A 15,883-nucleotide genomic window follows, 5' to 3' on the forward strand; every position below is an offset into this window, starting at 1 on the left:
GCCGTGATCGCCGACCACCGCCAACGGTGGCTCTTCGTGGTCACGCCACCACCTCCCCCGGAATGATCTCAGTCGGACCACTTCGTGGGGGAGCCGCCGACTACACGGGGAACGTGACCCCCGTCAGCTCCTCGGAGACCGCCCACAGGCGTTGCTGCACGGCTCGGTTCCTGATCCCGCTGCTGGACTGGGACCGGCTGCGTGAGGCGGAACCGACCTGGGTCGTCGGCTTCTCCGACATGTCGACCCTCATGACCCCGCTCACACTGCTCACGGGCACGGCGACGCTCCACGGCAACAACCTCATGGACACGCCGTACCGCGTGCCGGAGGGGCTGCTGTCATGGTTCGACATCGCGGCCGCGCCGCCGGGCTGGTCGTTCAGGCAGACGCCGCCCGGACGCCACCGCACCGTCGGTTTCGACGACTTCGCCGCGTTCCCCGACGTACGGGAGTACACGCTCGACGCGCAGGGCGGCTGGACCCGGCTGGACGGCACGGGGGACGTGGAGGTCGAGGGGAGGCTGATCGGCGGCTGCGTCGAGACGCTGTGCAATCTCGCGGGGACGCCCTGTCTCGACATGCCGGCGTTCACCCGCGACATGGCGCCCGACGGACTGCTCGTCTACGTGGAGGTGTGCGACAGCGACGCCTTCACCGTCTGCCGTCATCTGCACGGCATGAGGCTCGCCGGGTTCTTCGAGGGTGCGAACGCCATCCTGGTCGGCCGGACCGCGGCTCCGGACAGCCCGTCCCTCACCCAGCACGAGGCGGTCCTCGACGCGCTCCACTGCCTGAACGTGCCGGTCATCGCCGATGTCGAGTGCGGGCACGTCCCGCCGTACATGCCGATCGTCAACGGCGCGTACGGACGCGTGGTGCACGCGGCGGGGCGGAGTGAGTTGACGCAGACGCTGCGGTGAAGGTGCGGCGAGCGTGCGCCTTCGGGACTTGGGGGAGGGTACGGTGGGGCACCGTTTCGCTCCGTGATGGGGAGGTGTCCGTGGAGCACGGTGGCATGTCGCGCGGTGCGCGCCTGGCCGCCCATGGTGGTGTTTCCGCTTCGCTGGCGATGTGCGACGAGCGCGGGCTGCGTGAACTCGTGGACGCGGGGCGGCCGTTGGGGTCCGGCATCGGCGGGGACCGGGTACTGGTCGACGTCGACGGTACGCCCGTATTCGTCAAGCGGGTACGCCTGACCGATCTGGAGCGGCGGCCGGAGAATCGGCACTCCACGCGGAACCTCTTCGAGTTGCCGCTCTTCTGTCACTACGGGGTCGGCACGATCGGCGGCCCGGGCTTCGGGGCGTGGCGGGAGTTGGCCGTACACCGTATGACGACGGAGTGGGTGATCGGGGGGCGGTACGAGGGCTTCCCGGTGCTGCATCACTGGCGGGTGCTGCCGGACGAGGGCCGGCCGCTTCCCGATGAACTGGCAGATGTGGAGCGAGCGGTCGCGTATTGGGGTGGCGGGCCCGAGGTGCGGTGCCGCATCGAGGCGCTGCGGGGGTCGTCGGCGAGTCTGCTGCTGTTCCTGGAATACATTCCGCAGAACTTGCACGACTGGCTCGGTGAGCGGATGGACGCCGGCGGGGAGGCCGCCGAGCGGGCCTGCGCCATGGTGGACGACGAGTTGCGGGCGGGCATCGCGTTCATGAACGCCAACGGGGCGCTGCATTTCGACGCGCACTTCGAGAACATCCTGACCGACGGCCGTCGGCTCTTCTTCACCGACTTCGGGCTGGCGTTCTCGTCTCGTTTTGAATTGGGCCGAGATGAAGCGGAGTTCTTCGAGCAGCACTGCCTGTACGACCGATGTTATGCCGTCACGCATCTGGTGAATTGGCTGATCGTGGCTCTGCTCGGCCATGGGCCGGACCAGCGTGCAGCCTTCGTGCGGACGTGCGCCGAAGGGGTCCGGCCAGTGCGGATGCCCGCGGTCTTCGCCGATGTCGTCGCGCGGTACGCGCCGGTCGCGGAGGTGATGGGGGACTTCTACCGCCGGTTCCGGACGGAGAGCCGGACGGCGGCTTTCCCGTTCACTGCGGTCCGGCAGAGGCTTGAGATAGGTGATCAGTGAGGAGTCAGGGAGTCTCCATGGATTCGATCGTGCAAGCGCCCGTCCAGGATGATCTGTTCGGCGCGGTGGAGATCGAGCTCGACTATGAGGGGCGGCACTCTGAGCGTGAGCGGTGGTGAACTGCCGACGGTCGAGATTCGGCGCGGCCCGGACACCTCCGAGGTGGAGACGCATGTGCGCCTCGGAGGGCGGTCGGGGTGCGGCTGCGCGGCGTGGAAGGGGTGCGGGGTGACTGGACCTCGCTCGATCGACGCCATGTTCACGGACAGACTGCCGCCCATGAGACAGATGCGGGCCCGGCGATGAGCGACGACCTGCCCAACTTCCGCTATCACCCGGACCCCGTGGCCACCGGGTCCGTCCGGGCGTCCTCCGACAGGTGCGTGTGCTGCGGGCGCAGCAGGGGCTGGATCTACACGGCCGGCTTCTACACCGCACACGATGTCGACGGGCCTTTCTGCCCGTGGTGCATCGCCGACGGAAGCGCGGCCGAACGCTTCGAGGGTGACTTCACCGACTGCTTCGGGCTCGACGGGGTCAGCATGGACGTCGTGCAGGAGGTCACTCGGCGCACGCCGGGCTTTTCCGGCTGGCAGCAGCCGCACTGGCTGTCCCACTGCGGGGATGCGGCGGCCTTGGTCGGAGAGGTGGGGTACGCGGAGCTGGCGGAGTATCCCGAGGCCCTGGACCAGCTCGGTGACTTCGCAGCCCACCTGGGTGGCGGTGCCAATGCGGTGCTGTTCCGCTGCACCGTGTGCGGCACTCATCTCGCCTATGTGGATGCTTTCTAGGCATCTTCTCGCATGGCCCAGGGCACCTACGACTAACCGAAACAGAGATCCACGTCCTTTGCCACGCACATCCGCAGGACGGTGACCAATCGGCCGATGTCCTTGGCGTGTTGGCGGATGTCGGGGTCGCAGCCGTCGGCCACATGGTGGTCACGGATCTCCTCCAACCGCGGCAGTATCGTGGCGCACTGGGCAGGTGTGAGTTCCCCATGGTCGTCCGGGTGGTTGAGCAGTGGCTCCAGGGTCGTGTGCACGCTGGACCACTGGCGTTCCCCGCAGAAGCCGTCCATGTCGTTGAGCGCGAACCCCTCGATCTGCGCCAGCCACCTTCGGAACATGGCAAAACCGGAGTACGTCCAGTCGACGTCCGGGCTCGTCACGTCACCGTCATCTGGGAAGAGCACCAGCCCCATGTCACACCCCCGTTGCCACGCCTACACTGCCGCACCATGGCCGGCGATCGTGGATTCCCCTGTAGGGCACGCGGGGCGAGGCACCCCGAGTTACCGGTTCACCTCTCATGACCATCACCTACGAATGGCGCGGCGACATCGACAACGGCGCCCTCAATGCCCTGCACGCAGAAGGGTTCGGCGGGCCCGTCGGGGTGGTCGACTGGCGGGGGAGGCTGGAACGGCACAGTGTTGGGTGGGTTTGTACCTGGGACCGTGGGGAGTTGGTCGGGTTCGTCAATGTCGCCTGGGACGGCGGGGTCCATGCCTTCTTGTTGGACACCGTCGTGGCCACAAGGTGCCGCGGGGGCGGCGTCGGGACCACGCTCGTCCGTCTCGCCGCCGAAGGGGCCCGTAGCGCCGGATGTCACTGGCTGCACGTCGACTTCGAGGAGCATCTGCGGGCGTTCCATCTCGACGCCTGCGGTTTCCGGGCCACGGCTGCCGGGCTGATCGCCCTCTAGGCGGTCCCGGCAGCCGTGCGGCGGGCTACGGGCGCGTGCCGTCCTTGGGCGGCTGTTCCTCGCGGCCCGGGATCGTCTCGCCCGGGATGACCCGCGGAGGCGTGTCCGTCGCCTTCTGCTCCTCCGCCTCCTTCATCGCGCGCGCCTCCGCCTTGAGGATGCGCGCCGACTTGCCCGCGTTGCGCGCGAGCTCGGGGCCCTTCTTGGCCAGCACGATCGCGATGACGACGATGAGGATGATGGCCAGTTCGCTCAGTCCGAACATGGTCTCCCGCTCCCTCTGTCTCTCCGGGTCAGACGTTCACGCCGAAATCGGCGGCGATCCCGGCCAGGCCGGAAGCGTAACCCTGCCCGACCGCGCGGAACTTCCACTCCGCGCCGTTGCGGTACAGCTCGCCGAAGACCATCGCGGTCTCGGTGGACGCGTCCTCGGAGAGGTCGTAGCGGGCGATCTCCGCGCCGCCGTTCTGGTTGACGACGCGGATGAACGCGTTGCGGACCTGGCCGAAGCTCTGGCCGCGGTTCTGCGCGTCGTGGATGGATACGGGGAACACGATCCGGTCGACCTCGGCCGGCACACCCGCCAGGTTCACCTTGACGCTCTCGTCGTCTCCCTCGCCCTCACCGGTGAGGTTGTCGCCGGTGTGCTCCACCGAACCGTCGGGGCTGCGCAGGTTGTTGTAGAAGACGAAGTGCTGGTCCGACAGCACCTTGCCGGAGGCGTCGAGGAGCAGGGCGGACGCGTCGAGGTCGTAGTCGGTGCCGGTGGTCGTACGGACGTCCCAGCCGAGGCCGACCAGGACGGCGGTCAGACCCGGCGCCTCCTTGCTGAGCGAGACGTTGCCGCCCTTGGACAGGGAAACTCCCACGGTGTGCTCCTTCTCGGCGGGTGCGGTCGGGCCCGCGGCTCGGGTCCGGAGCTACGAATCTACATCACTGTAGAGATCACGCGGCAGGGCGTGGGACCGTACGTTCTGGACGCCGGACCGCGCGCACCCGTACATGGCGTACGGACGGACGGCCCCCAGGCGTCTATACGATGTCCGCGCGGGAAACGCGGGAGAACGCATGGCGGCAGGAGGGAGACAGGACGTGGGCGAGCAGCGGCAGCGTCCCCGGCGGCGGGGGCAGGGCGAGCTGGAGGCTCTGGTCCTGTCGGCGCTCCGGGAGGCCGACGGCCCGGCCACCGCCGGCTGGGTGCAGGAGCGCCTCGGCGGCGACCTCGCGTACACGACCGTGATCACGATCCTGACCCGGCTGCTGGCCAAGGGCGCCGTCACGCGGGAGCGGGCCGGGCGGTCGTTCGCCTGGACGTGCGCGCTGGACCAGGCGGGTCTCGCCGCCCGGCGGATGCGCAAGGTGCTGGACTCCGAGAGCGACCGCGAGGCCGTGCTGGCCAGCTTCGTGACCGGCCTCGGGCCGGACGACGAGCGGCTGCTGCGGGGGCTGCTGCGTCCGACGGGGCACGACGGGGAAGACTGAAGCCTCATGGGGGTCTTCGTCTTTCTGCCGCTGGTGCTGCCGCTGACGGCGTGGCCGATCGCGCGCCTGGCCGAGCAGCATCTGCATCCGCGCACCGCGACGCGGCTGCTGACCGGGGTGGCCGCGGTGATGGCCGCGTGCAGCACGCTCTGTCTCGCCCTGGTGATGGTCGTCGGCACGGCCCAGCTCCCCGGCAATCCGCTGCCCGACGGCTGGTCGGACCCGGAGGTGCGGGCGGCGGTGCCGTACGACGAGGTGGCGGGCAAGGCGGCGATTCCCGCGCTGTTCGCGGTGCTGGCGGTGTGCGGCCGTACGTGGTGGCGGCACGCGCGGGTGCGCCGTCGGGCCCACCGGGCGCTGGCGGGGCTGCGGGACACGCAGGTGGCCGTCCTGCCGGACAGCACGCCGTACGCGTACGCGCTGCCGGGTGGCGGCCGGCGGGACCGTGTGGTGGTCACGACAGGCCTGCTGGAGTGTCTGGAACCGGCCGAGCGGCGGGCGCTTTTCGCCCATGAGCGGGCGCATCTGTCCGCCCGTCACCACCGATTCCTGCTCGCGGTGCGGCTGGCCGCGCAGGCCAATCCTTTCCTGCGGCCACTGCGTACGGCGGTGTCGTACACGACGGAGCGGTGGGCGGACGAGGACGCGGCGCAGGCGGTCGGCAGCCGCCGTACGGTGGCACGCGCGATCGGCAAGGCGGCGTTGTTGTCGCGGGGCGCCCCGGCCGCCACGCCTGCCGGTCTGGCGGGTCTGGCCGCGGCGGGCCCGGTGCCGCGCCGGGTGGCCGCGCTGCTCGGTCCCGCGCCGGCGGTGCGGTCGTGGCCGTCGCTGTTCACGGCGGTGGGTGTCGCGGCGTGGGGTGCCGCCACGGGGGCGGCCGTGTCGGCGATGTCGTCGGCGAACTCCGCGGTGACGATGGTGCTCATCCTGCACGCCGCGACGCCGCTGTAGGAGGCCGGGATGTGCGGAGGGCCGGCACCGTGACGGTGCCGGCCCTCCGTGTGTCGCGGTGGGTCAGAGGTCGAACTCGTGGGGCGGCAGGTCCAGCGCGTAGCACGCCTCGCGGACCACGGCCTGCTCGTCCTTGTCGAAGTCGCCGTCGGCGCCGCCGATGACGATGCCGATCTGGATCACGGCGCGCGCCTCGGCGGGCTTCTTCTTCGCCTTGGCGATCTCCTGGATGACGCTCACCTTGCCGAACGCGAAGTCGCTCGTGAGCTTGTTCAGGTTGTCCTCGAAGCGGCGGCGCAGATCGTCGGCGGGGAAGTTCTGCAGCACCTCGTTGGTGGCGATGAGCTGGGCGACGCGCTGCCGCTCGACCGGGTCGACGGTGCCGTCGGCGGCGGCGACGAGCGCGCACATCGCCATGCTGGCGTCCCGGAAGGCGCCGCTCTTCAGGTCGTTCTTCTTCGCCATGAGCTGGGTCTGCATCGACGATGCGGACTCCTTGAGGCGGTCCCACAGGGCCATGAAAGCTCCGTACGTGTCGGGCGGGAGCCCGGACGGAAGGGGGTCGTCCGGGCTCCCTGTGTTTCTACACTACTGTAGAATTTATCAGCAGGGGGCGGATCCCTCGATCAGCCCTCGTCCTCCTCGTCACCCTCGAAGAAGTCGCCCACCTCGTCGACGACTTCGGCCGCGACCATGCCGCCGACGACACCGACGGCGAGGCCCGCGGCGCCCGCCGCGACGGCGGTACCCATGCCGGGGCCGCTCCGGTGGTGGCCGCCGTGGTCGTGGCTGTCGTGGTGACCGTGGTCGCCGTACACCGCGTACGCGCCACCGTGCCGTTCGGTCAACTGCCGTACCCACGCGTCCACTTCCGCGTTCCAGTCGCGCGAGTCGTGGTGGCCGACCGTGAAGCGGGTCAGCGCGTCGTGGCCGCCGGAGAAGAGGCCGCCACGCTTGTCGGCCTCCAGAACCACCTCGACGCCGCCCGGGTTCGCCAGGAAGGTCACCTCGATCTCGTTGACCTGGTGGGCGTACTGGGGCGCCGGGGTCAGCTCGATCTCCTGGTAGAACGGCAGTTGCTGGCCGGTGCCGGCGATGCGGCCGTATTCGAGGTCGGCGGACCTGAAGCCGAAACCGAGCTGCCCGAACGCCTCGAGGATCGCCTCCTGTGCGGGCAGCGGGGCGATGCTCAGCTGGTCCAGGTCGCCCTTGTCCCGGGCGCCGGCCACCGCGAGTTCGGTGCGCACGCCGAGGACGATGCCGAGGTGCTGGCCGTGCAGTTCGGTGACCGGTGTCTCCCACGGCAGCGTGACCGTGAAGGGGACGCTGTGCCGTTGGCCCGCGGCGAGGCGGAAACCGCCGCCGACGGCGAACCGTTCGAAGGCGACGACGCCCTCGCTCTCCCCCTCCGCGTGCTCGGCCTCGACCCGGGCCACCAGCTCCAGGGTGATGTGCTCGATGTCGAAGTCGGCCTGCCCGCCCTCGAGATGGACCTGGCCGGTCAGCGCGCCACCGGGCCGGGCCGTTCCCGGGTCGAGGACCGTGTCGACCGTGGGGCCGCCCACACCGAGGGATCCGAGCAGTCGTTTGAACACCATGGCGGCGTCCACTCCTTTGTGCGTACGTGCGTGCCTCGGGCCCGTCGCCCGACGCGCCCGTTTCTACAGACGCGTAGAGCATAGGACGCCACCGGCCCGTGAACGGCGTGATCAGAGGTGGGTCGCCGGAAACGGCCGAAAAGCTGCAGGTGGCCGGCGCGGGAGGATCGAGCAAGAGGCGGGGAGGATCGTTGTTTCCCGTGGGGCGGCCGCGCGGTTGCCTGGAGGTGTCACTTTCCGTACGGAGCCTCCGGGCTCCGGAACCTCAGGGAGGCACGCCATGAAGGTTGCCGTCGTCACCGGCGCCAGCTCGGGCATCGGCCGCAGCGCGGCCGTGGAGATCGCACGACGTGGGTCGGGCGTCGTCCTGACCTACAGCTCCAACGGGCAGGGCGCCAAGGAGGCCGTCCGGGAGATCGAACAGCTGGGCGGCACCGCGGTGGCGCTGCCGCTGGACATCGCCGACACGTCCGGTTTCCCGGCCTTCCGCGAGGACGTGACCGGTGTCCTGCGTGAGACGTTCGGGCGGGACTCGTTCGACCAGTTGGTCAACAACGCGGGCTTCGCCGGCATGGCGATGATCGAGGACACCACCGAGCAGTCCTTCGACCGTCTCACCGACGGGCTGTTCAAGGGCCCGTTCTTCCTCACGCAGACCCTGCTGCCGCTGCTCGCGGACGGTGGCGCGATCGTCAACGTGTCCAGCAACTCGGCGCTCCCCCACGTGACCGAGCCGGGGTACTCCGTCTACGCGTCCGCGAAGGGCGCCTTGATCGTCCTCAGCCGCTACATGGCCAAGGAGTTCGGCGCCCGTGGCATCCGGGTCAACTCCGTCTCCCCCGGCGCGACGCGCACCCGCTTCGCCGACGACGCGTTCGCCCGGAACCCGGAGATCGTCCCGGAGCTGGCACGGCAGTTCGCGCTCGGGCGGGTCGGGGAGCCCGACGACATCGGCCTCGCCGTCGCCGCGCTCGTGTCCGAGGAGGGGCGCTGGATCACCGGCCAGAACATCGAGGTGTCGGGCGGCCATCACCTCTGACCCTGACCGCGCGAGCGCCTCCCGGCATACTCGTACGCCCACGCCTACGAAGGAGTTCACTCAGTGCCGAGCGACAACCGGATCGGACCGCCTCTCTTCGGCAGCGAGCGGGAGACGCTGCGCGCCTGCCTCGACTACCACCGGGCGACGCTCGCCATGAAGTGCGAGGGCCTGAGCGACGAGGAGCTGCGCCGGCGGTCCATGCCGCCGTCCACGCTGTCGCTGCTCGGTCTGGTGCGGCACATGGCCGAGGTGGAACGCGCCTGGTTCCGCCGGGTGTTCCAGGACGACGACGCGCCCATGGTCTGGTCGGACAGGGTCGACTTCCAGGCCGCGTACGATGCCGACGCGTCGACCAGGAGCGAGGCGTTCACGGCGTGGGAGGCGGAGGTCGAGAACTCGCGCCGGATCGAGCGGGAGGCGTCCTCCCTCGACCGGGCCGGGCACCAGCCGAGGTGGGGCGAGGACGTGTCGCTGCGGATCGTGATGCTGCACGTCCTGCTGGAGTACGCCCGTCACAACGGGCACGCCGACTTCCTGCGCGAGGGCGTCGACGGGACCGTGGGCGCCTGAGGCCCGGGGCGCCGAGGTCAGCCGGGCTGGGACGCGTCCACGTCCGCGCGCTGTTCCGTGCTCCTCTCCGCCCGCCGCGATCGCCGCGCCGCGCTGATCGCGGCCAGCACCGTGCCGACCGCCACGATCGCCAGGCCGCGCAGCCACACCGCGGCCTCGATCTGCGTGGCGAGCAGGACGCACGACGCGATGCCCAGCACCGGAAGCACGGCCGGCGTACGGAAGTGGTCGGCCTCCCCCGGGTCACGGCGCAGCACCAGGACCGCGGTGTTGACCATGAGGAAGACGATGAGGAGCAGCAGGACCAGGGTGGAGGCGAGGGTGGCGACGCTGCCGGTGAGGGCGAGGAGCATCGCCAGCCCGGTGGTGACCGCGATGGCGGCCCACGGGGTGCGGCGGCCGGGCAGCACCTTGGTGAGCGTGCCGGGCAGGAGACCGTCCTTGGCCATGCCGTAGGCGAGGCGGGAGGACATGATGCCGGTGAGCAGGGCGCCGTTGGCCACGGCGACCAGCGCGATGGCGCTGAACAGCTTGGGCGGCACACCGCCCGCCTCCTTCACCACCTCCAGCAGCGGCCCGCTGGAACCGGCCAGTTGCGCGGTCGGCACGGCGGCGGACGCGGCCAGGCCCACCAGGACGTACACGGCGCCGGCGGTGGCGAGAGCGCCGAACAGGGCGCGCGGGTAGGAGCGGCGCGGGTCACGGGTCTCCTCGGCGACGTTCACCGAGGTCTCGAAGCCGACGAAGGAGTAGTACGCCAGGACGGAGCCGCTGAGCACGGCGGCCGCCATGCCCTTCTCCGGTGTGCCGAGGTCGGTGAGGCGCCGGGGGTCGCCGTCGCCGCGCAGCAGCAGCCACGCGCCGAGCACGACGACCACCGCCAGTCCGCCGACCTCGACGACGGTGGCGACGACGTTGGCGCGGGTGGACTCCTTGATGCCGCGCGCGTTGACCAGCGCCAGCAGGCCCAGGAAGACCACGGCGACGAGTCCCACGGGCAGGGTCACGAAGGCCGACAGGTAGTCGCCGCCGAAGCCGCGGGCGAGCGCCGCCACGGAGACGATGCCGGCGGCGAGCATGCAGAAGCCCGCGACGAAGCCGGCGAACGGCCCGAAGGCGCGCGTCGCGTAGTGGGAGGCGCCGCCGGCGCGGGGGTACTTCGTCGCCAGTTCGGCGTACGAGGCGGCGGTGAGCAGCGCCAGCAGCAGGGCGACGACGAGCGGCGCCCACACCGCTCCCCCGGCGTCTGCGGCGATCTGTCCGACCAGGACGTAGACACCGGCGCCGAGCACGTCGCCCAGGATGAAGAAGTACAGCAGCGGCGTCGTCAGCGCGCGCTTCAGGGCCGTCGGCTCCTGTGCCGTTCCCCGCGCCCGCGTCCCTGCCCCGTGACCCACTCGTCTTGCCATACCGCACCGTGTCCCCCGTCGCGGCGAGATCACGCTCACCTGTGTGGCGGGGCGGGGATGGGCCGCGTCACACCGGCTGCGGGACGCGTGAGTGGGGAAGCGGTGGCTCAGGCGGCGTCGAGGGCGGGGGCGTCGAGTGGGGTGGGCGTCAACCGGGCGGGAAGGGCGAAGGGCCCAGGCCTGCGGGGATACTCCAGGTCGGCCCACACGACCTTGCCGCCGGGTACGGGCCGCGCGCCCCACCGGTGGGCGAGTTTCGCGACGAGGTAGAGGCCCCGGCCGCCCTCGTCCGTGGTGTGTGCGCGGGGCGGGTGCGGGGTGAGGGCGTGCCCGCCGTCATGGACCTCGACGGTGAGCGTCTTGTCGCGCAGGAGCCGCAGGCCGACGGGAACGCCGCCGTGGCGTACGGCGTTGGTGACGAGTTCGCTGACGACCAGTTCCGCGACGTCCACGAGGGCGTCGAGGCCCCACTCCTCCAGCGTGCGGGCCGTGAGGGCGCGGGCGGTGCGCACGGCCCTCGGGTCGCGGTCCAGGATCCAGGAGGCTTCCCTGCCAGGACGGAGCGCGCGGGTGCGGGAGACGCGGAGGGTGACGTCTGGGAGACACCCGTCGCGGTGGCGTGTCCGGGCGGGGCCCGGCAGGCCGTCGCGGGCGGGGAACCGGTCCGCGACGGCGGGCAGGAGGCGGGCGGCGGTGCGGCCCACGGTCTCGCCGGGTTCGCGTCCGGTGAGCCGGCGGGCCGCGAGGGTCCATCCGGTCACCGCCCCGTCGTCGTCGAGTACGGCGAGCGCGGTGTCGGAGAGATCGGCACTGCTCATCGGCTGGTCCAGAGTCACCATGGTCGGTCCCGGTTCGGTCGTGGTCGGTGGATGCCCCCTCTGTCAGTACGTGACCGGACGGGAGACCGCCCCGTGACAGACAACGGGAGACCGCCCCGTGACAGACATGCGGATCGGTAGGGTCACGGGCAGGCCGAGCGGGGAGGGCGCCGTGCAGTTGAGGGATGTCGTGCCGGAGGATGTGGACGCGTACGTCCGTATGCGCTGCGATCCGGTGATGACGGCCGACCTGGGCGGGCCGCTGCCGCAGGAGGGCATGGCGGACAAGGTGCGCCGGGACGCCCGGGACGCGGCCGCCGACGTCGCGTGGATCAAGATGATCGTGCCCGACGCGGCCGCCCCCGGCGTGGTCGCCGGAACGGTGACCCTCTGGTCGCACGACTCGGAGGACGGTCCGGTCTCGGAGATCGGCTGGATGGTCCTCCCGGAGTACCAGGGGCGCGGCCTGGGCAGGCGCGCGACCCACTCCCTGCTGGAGCGGGCCCGCGACGAGGACCGCTGGGGCGTCGTGCACGCGTTCCCCGCCACGGGCAACGCCGCCTCCAACGGCATCTGCCGCTCCCTCGGCTTCCGCTTCGTCGCCGAGGGCGAGGTGACGTTCGCGGGGCGGGTCCTGCGCTGCAACCACTGGTCGATCGACCCGCGCACAGATCTCACGCCGGCCTGACCGTCCGGTGGGTCCGTAGGGGTGCTGCGGGAAATCGGGAGTACTCAGACCGACGGGACGGGGCAGTCGGTAACCGCCGAGTCCGCTCGAAGTAAGGAGTGCAGTCCCATGCCCGAGACTTCCGACGTCGTCGAGCTCATCCTCCAGGACCACCGCCGCATGGAGGATCTGTTCCGCCGGATGCGCAGTGTCGAGGACGACCGGGGCGCCGCGCTGCGCGAGTTCTCGGACCTGCTGATCGCGCACGCGCTGGCCGAGGAGTCCAAGGTCTACCCCGCGCTGAAGCGGTACAAGAACATCGAGGACGACGAGGTCGAGCACGGCGAGGAGGAGCACAACGAGGGCAACCAGGCCCTGCTGGCGCTGCTGGAGGTCGAGGAGATCGGCGGCGACGAGTGGGACGAGAAGCTGGAGGAACTCGTCGAGGCGGTCACCCACCACGCCGACGAGGAGGAGCGCACGATCCTCAACGGCGCCCGCGAGAACGTGGCGATGGAGCGGCGTGAGGAGCTGGGCAAGGCGTTCTGGGAGGAGCGGGGGCGCCAGCTGAAGTCCGGCTGCGGTTCCGTGGACAACGTCCGCAAGATCGTCGAGTCCTGACGCACGTACGGCGCCTGTCCCGCCGTACGCCACACGAAAGGCCGGCCCTCCCGCGATCCGCGGGGAGGGCCGGCCTTCGTGCGTCCCGTGCTCCGGGTCAGTGGCCGGCGGCCGGGTTCTCCGGGCGGATACGGCCGTGCCAGCCGCCCCCGCTGCCGCCGTTCTCGACGTACTCCTTGAAGCGGTGCAGGTCGCCCTTGACCCGGCGGTCGATGACGCCCAGGGCGTCCGCGCCCTTCTCGGCCACGCCGGTCGGCTCGACGTCCATGGTGAGTTCCACGCGGGTGCGGCTGTCGTCCAGCGGCTCGAACCGTACCGACCCGCGCTGCTTCGTCTCGCCCCCGACGGTCCGCCAGGTGACCCGGTCGTCGACGAGCTGGTCCACGATCTCGGTGTCGAACTCGCGCTTCACACCGGCGATCTCGGTGGTCCAGTGGTTGTGCCGGTCGTCGAGCTGCGTCACCTCCTCGACGCCCTCCATGAAGCGCGGGAACTCCTCGAACTGCGTCCACTGGTCGTAGGCCCGGCGGACGGGGACGTTCACGTCGACCGTTTCCTTGACCGTGCTCATGGATCCTCCTGGGTTTCTGTGCGCGAAGGGCCGGCGTGCCGGGCACGTCGGCCCCCTGTACGGATCGTCCGCGACGGCGGGTACCCGGCAATCCGCACCTGAAAGATCCGAGTTGAAGTCGGCTCACTCCGCAGGCAGGGCGTTCAGTACGTCGGCGGCCAGCCGGTCGGCGTCGTCGAGCACGGCCGTGAGGCGGTCCGGGGCCGGGTCGAGGGTGCCGAACAGGGTGTGGGCGCGGGCGGTGAAGCCTGCGGGGGCGGCGGGGAGAGCGCCGGCCGAGCGGACCGCGTCCTTCTCGTTGAGCACCCAGGCTCCGGCGTCGGCGTGCAGGGCGTGCACGAGGAGGCCGACCGCGCGGTAGAGGCAGCCGGCGACATGGAACGCGTCGCCGCGGGGGACGCCCTTGCGGGCGACGGACAGGGTGAAGGGCGCCTCCCAACGCGTCTGACCCACCAGGGCGTTGCGCAGTGGTCGGGGATACCCGGAGCGGATCTCGTCCCGCAGCGCGGTCAGTTCGCCTGTGGGGTCGGTGACGACGCGGGCGAGGGCCACCTCACCGGCGTACGTGTGGGAGGAGAAGCCGTAGGGGTGACCGGGCTGGAGACCCGTTTCGACGTGTCCGTCCCGGCACTGCTGCCAGACGCGGCGGACGCGGTCGAGGTCGCGGTAGATCCAGTCGACCGGTGTGCCGTCGACGGTCAGCCAGGCGCCGCCGTTCACCCAGGGTCCCCAGCCACCGGGCTCGGTCACCTCCATCGTGGCCCCGGTCAGCTCGGCGGCCAGGCGGCGCAGGGCCTCCGTGTCGAGCGGGGCCCGGTAGTACAGGCCCAGGTCGACGTCCGAGTCGGGGCGGTGGGTGCCGCGGGCGCGGCTGCCGCCGAGAGCGACCGCGACGACTCCGTCGACCTCTTGCAGGCGGTGCCCGATGCGGGTGATCTCGTCCATCGGGTCGAGTGTGCCGAAGGAGGCGCGGTGCTGCGACCGCGTTTCGGTACGGCGCGGGTGTCAGGCGGGTCCCCTCGGTGACCCCAGGTGGCGGCCACCTCGGCGACGACCCGGAGGGCCTGCTCGTAGCCTGCCCGTGCCGCGGCTCATCCGCGTGCGGTGCCCTACCAGGGAACCGGGGAGCACTCCCCATTAGCGCCCCGGAAGGCTGCCTCACTCGCAGAACGCCGTGTCCACGGCGTCCATCACCGCCAGCGCCGCCTTCTCGTCGTCGCCGCCGAACGTCCCCGGCAGCGCGGTCACGGCCAGGCCGACGGAGCGGCCGTCGTCCGTGGCGCCGCCGCGGGTCTCGTAGCCGTCGATGTCCCCGCCGTGACCCCAGTACACGCCGCCGCAGCTCAGCGGGATGCTGGCGACGCCCAGTCCGTAGCGCCACCCCGGCAGCACGGGGGCGGGGACCGTCTCGCGCATCTCCGCCAGCTGCTCGGGCGGCAGGAGCCTGCCGTCGAGCAGGGCGCGGGTGAAGCGGGCCAGGTCGCTCGGGGTGGAGATCAGCTGCCCGGCCGCGCCGCCCCAGGAGGGGTCCATCTCGGTCGCGTCGATCACGCGGTCGTCGTCGAGGCGGGCGAGGGCGTAGCCGTGCGGGTGCGGTCCGCTGATGCTCCGGTCGCCGGGCTGGGGCCAGTAGGTGTGGCGCAGGCGCGCCTTGTTGATGACGCGTTCGGTGATCTCCTCCTGCACCGGGCGTCCCGTCACCCGCTCGACGATCAGTCCCGCGAGCAGGTAATTGGTGTTGCTGTACTCCCACTTGGCGCCGGGGGCGAACTTCGCCGGGTGGGCCAGGGCCGCCGCGAGCAGGTCGTGCGGGTGGAAGAAGCGGTGCTGGACCTTCTCGAAGTGCTCCAGCCCTATGTGCTCGGTGTAGTTGGGCAGCCCGCTGGTGTGCTGCAGCAGGTGCCGGACGGTGATCTTCCGGGCGTCGATGCCTTTGCCCCGTACGAGGCCCGGAAGACAGCGCTCGACGGGAGCGTCCAGTCGGACCTTGCCCTCGGCGACCAGTTGGAGCACCACGACGGCGGTGAAGGTCTTGGTGTTGCTGCCCGCACGGACCTGGCCGTCGCGCGGAACCGGCACCTGGCGGCCCAGCCGCGAGGAGCCCGCGACCAGCGAGGTCGTACGCCCGTCCTTGCTGCTCCAGGCGAGCGCGGCGGGGAACTTCTGTTCCTCCACGAGCCGTTCGAGGCTCCGCTGGAGGGGCGAGCGCGAGGGCGGATCCGCTTCCGCGGCGCCCGTGACCGTGGTGCTCAGCAGCCCCGCGGCCGCGAGGACGAGCAGACTTCCGCGCAGGACGGACTTCTTGTTCCGTGGCACCGGCACTCCTTCTCCGTGGATCGGTACCAGGAACGATGCCGGTGCCGACAC

General features: G+C 71.1%; 20 protein-coding genes. 10 read left to right on the forward strand and 10 right to left on the reverse strand.

Annotation, left to right across the window (positions count from 1 at the left end):
• Positions 1-113 precede the first annotated feature (113 nt).
• From ACQY0Z_RS33285 to ACQY0Z_RS33295, 3 genes are all read left to right on the forward strand, one after another.
• The gene (locus ACQY0Z_RS33285; protein ID WP_254586342.1) at positions 114-923 is read left to right on the forward strand and encodes an LD-carboxypeptidase; all 810 of its coding nucleotides are present in this window, start codon (positions 114-116) and stop codon (positions 921-923) included.
• Between the two features lie 95 nt (positions 924-1,018).
• Positions 1,019-2,080: a protein kinase family protein gene (locus ACQY0Z_RS33290; RefSeq protein ID WP_439813549.1), complete on the forward strand. Its 1,062-nt coding sequence runs from the start codon at positions 1,019-1,021 to the stop codon at positions 2,078-2,080.
• 302 nt (positions 2,081-2,382) lie between these two features.
• Positions 2,383-2,871: a CbrC family protein gene (locus ACQY0Z_RS33295; protein WP_254586343.1), complete on the forward strand. Its 489-nt coding sequence runs from the start codon at positions 2,383-2,385 to the stop codon at positions 2,869-2,871.
• A gap of 32 nt (positions 2,872-2,903) precedes the next feature.
• Here ACQY0Z_RS33295 and ACQY0Z_RS33300 read toward each other — a convergent pair whose 3' ends face one another.
• A complete protein-coding gene (locus ACQY0Z_RS33300; RefSeq protein WP_189898235.1) occupies positions 2,904-3,284 on the reverse strand; it encodes a hypothetical protein in 381 nt (126 codons plus the stop codon).
• Positions 3,285-3,391: 107 nt separating this feature from the next.
• Here ACQY0Z_RS33300 and ACQY0Z_RS33305 point away from each other — a divergent pair, with 107 nt between their 5' ends.
• Positions 3,392-3,787: a GNAT family N-acetyltransferase gene (locus tag ACQY0Z_RS33305; RefSeq protein ID WP_439813448.1), complete on the forward strand. Its 396-nt coding sequence runs from the start codon at positions 3,392-3,394 to the stop codon at positions 3,785-3,787.
• A 25-nt stretch (positions 3,788-3,812) separates the two neighbouring features.
• Here ACQY0Z_RS33305 and ACQY0Z_RS33310 read toward each other — a convergent pair whose 3' ends face one another.
• Positions 3,813-4,052, reverse strand: coding sequence for a twin-arginine translocase TatA/TatE family subunit (locus ACQY0Z_RS33310; protein WP_189898233.1), 240 nt, complete (start codon positions 4,050-4,052; stop codon positions 3,813-3,815).
• 28 nt (positions 4,053-4,080) lie between these two features.
• The gene (locus tag ACQY0Z_RS33315) at positions 4,081-4,656 is read right to left on the reverse strand and encodes a TerD family protein (protein ID WP_189898232.1); all 576 of its coding nucleotides are present in this window, start codon (positions 4,654-4,656) and stop codon (positions 4,081-4,083) included.
• 223 nt (positions 4,657-4,879) lie between these two features.
• Here ACQY0Z_RS33315 and ACQY0Z_RS33320 point away from each other — a divergent pair, with 223 nt between their 5' ends.
• Positions 4,880-5,269, forward strand: a complete 390-nt coding sequence (locus ACQY0Z_RS33320; RefSeq protein WP_347224561.1) for a BlaI/MecI/CopY family transcriptional regulator — start codon at positions 4,880-4,882, stop codon at positions 5,267-5,269.
• A gap of 6 nt (positions 5,270-5,275) precedes the next feature.
• Positions 5,276-6,220: a M56 family metallopeptidase gene (locus tag ACQY0Z_RS33325; protein WP_189898230.1), complete on the forward strand. Its 945-nt coding sequence runs from the start codon at positions 5,276-5,278 to the stop codon at positions 6,218-6,220.
• Between the two features lie 63 nt (positions 6,221-6,283).
• Here the strand turns inward: ACQY0Z_RS33325 and ACQY0Z_RS33330 are convergent, their stop codons facing one another.
• Both ACQY0Z_RS33330 and ACQY0Z_RS33335 read right to left on the reverse strand, forming a co-directional pair.
• Positions 6,284-6,739 carry a tellurite resistance TerB family protein gene (locus tag ACQY0Z_RS33330; protein WP_189898229.1) on the reverse strand — a complete coding sequence of 152 codons (456 nt, stop codon included), beginning with the start codon at positions 6,737-6,739 and terminating at the stop codon, positions 6,284-6,286.
• Between the two features lie 107 nt (positions 6,740-6,846).
• Positions 6,847-7,818 (reverse strand): sporulation protein, encoded by a 972-nt coding sequence (locus tag ACQY0Z_RS33335; protein WP_439813449.1) that lies wholly within the window; start codon positions 7,816-7,818, stop codon positions 6,847-6,849.
• Positions 7,819-8,098: 280 nt separating this feature from the next.
• Between ACQY0Z_RS33335 and ACQY0Z_RS33340 the strand changes: the two genes are divergently transcribed.
• Positions 8,099-8,857: an SDR family NAD(P)-dependent oxidoreductase gene (locus ACQY0Z_RS33340; RefSeq protein WP_189898227.1), complete on the forward strand. Its 759-nt coding sequence runs from the start codon at positions 8,099-8,101 to the stop codon at positions 8,855-8,857.
• Positions 8,858-8,920: 63 nt separating this feature from the next.
• The gene (locus ACQY0Z_RS33345; protein ID WP_189898226.1) at positions 8,921-9,430 is read left to right on the forward strand and encodes a DinB family protein; all 510 of its coding nucleotides are present in this window, start codon (positions 8,921-8,923) and stop codon (positions 9,428-9,430) included.
• 17 nt (positions 9,431-9,447) lie between these two features.
• Here the strand turns inward: ACQY0Z_RS33345 and ACQY0Z_RS33350 are convergent, their stop codons facing one another.
• Positions 9,448-10,839 (reverse strand): APC family permease, encoded by a 1,392-nt coding sequence (locus tag ACQY0Z_RS33350; protein ID WP_439813450.1) that lies wholly within the window; start codon positions 10,837-10,839, stop codon positions 9,448-9,450.
• 107 nt (positions 10,840-10,946) lie between these two features.
• On the reverse strand, positions 10,947-11,678 hold the full coding sequence (locus tag ACQY0Z_RS33355; protein ID WP_439813451.1) for an ATP-binding protein: 732 nt from the start codon (positions 11,676-11,678) through the stop codon (positions 10,947-10,949).
• A gap of 151 nt (positions 11,679-11,829) precedes the next feature.
• Here ACQY0Z_RS33355 and ACQY0Z_RS33360 point away from each other — a divergent pair, with 151 nt between their 5' ends.
• Positions 11,830-12,345: a GNAT family N-acetyltransferase gene (locus ACQY0Z_RS33360; protein ID WP_439813452.1), complete on the forward strand. Its 516-nt coding sequence runs from the start codon at positions 11,830-11,832 to the stop codon at positions 12,343-12,345.
• Positions 12,346-12,453: 108 nt separating this feature from the next.
• Complete coding sequence (locus ACQY0Z_RS33365; protein WP_439813453.1) at positions 12,454-12,945, forward strand: hemerythrin domain-containing protein; 492 nt, start codon at positions 12,454-12,456, stop codon at positions 12,943-12,945.
• A gap of 97 nt (positions 12,946-13,042) precedes the next feature.
• Here the strand turns inward: ACQY0Z_RS33365 and ACQY0Z_RS33370 are convergent, their stop codons facing one another.
• The 3 genes from ACQY0Z_RS33370 to ACQY0Z_RS33380 form a co-directional block, all read right to left on the reverse strand.
• On the reverse strand, positions 13,043-13,516 hold the full coding sequence (locus ACQY0Z_RS33370) for an SRPBCC family protein (RefSeq protein WP_254586464.1): 474 nt from the start codon (positions 13,514-13,516) through the stop codon (positions 13,043-13,045).
• A 123-nt stretch (positions 13,517-13,639) separates the two neighbouring features.
• The gene (locus tag ACQY0Z_RS33375; RefSeq protein ID WP_439813454.1) at positions 13,640-14,461 is read right to left on the reverse strand and encodes a nucleotidyltransferase domain-containing protein; all 822 of its coding nucleotides are present in this window, start codon (positions 14,459-14,461) and stop codon (positions 13,640-13,642) included.
• Positions 14,462-14,674: 213 nt separating this feature from the next.
• The gene (locus ACQY0Z_RS33380; protein ID WP_198427654.1) at positions 14,675-15,832 is read right to left on the reverse strand and encodes a serine hydrolase domain-containing protein; all 1,158 of its coding nucleotides are present in this window, start codon (positions 15,830-15,832) and stop codon (positions 14,675-14,677) included.
• Between the last annotated feature and the right edge of the window lie 51 nt (positions 15,833-15,883).

Source organism: Streptomyces sp. P9-2, assembly GCF_051903975.1.
Lineage (GTDB): Bacteria > Actinomycetota > Actinomycetes > Streptomycetales > Streptomycetaceae > Streptomyces > Streptomyces cellulosae.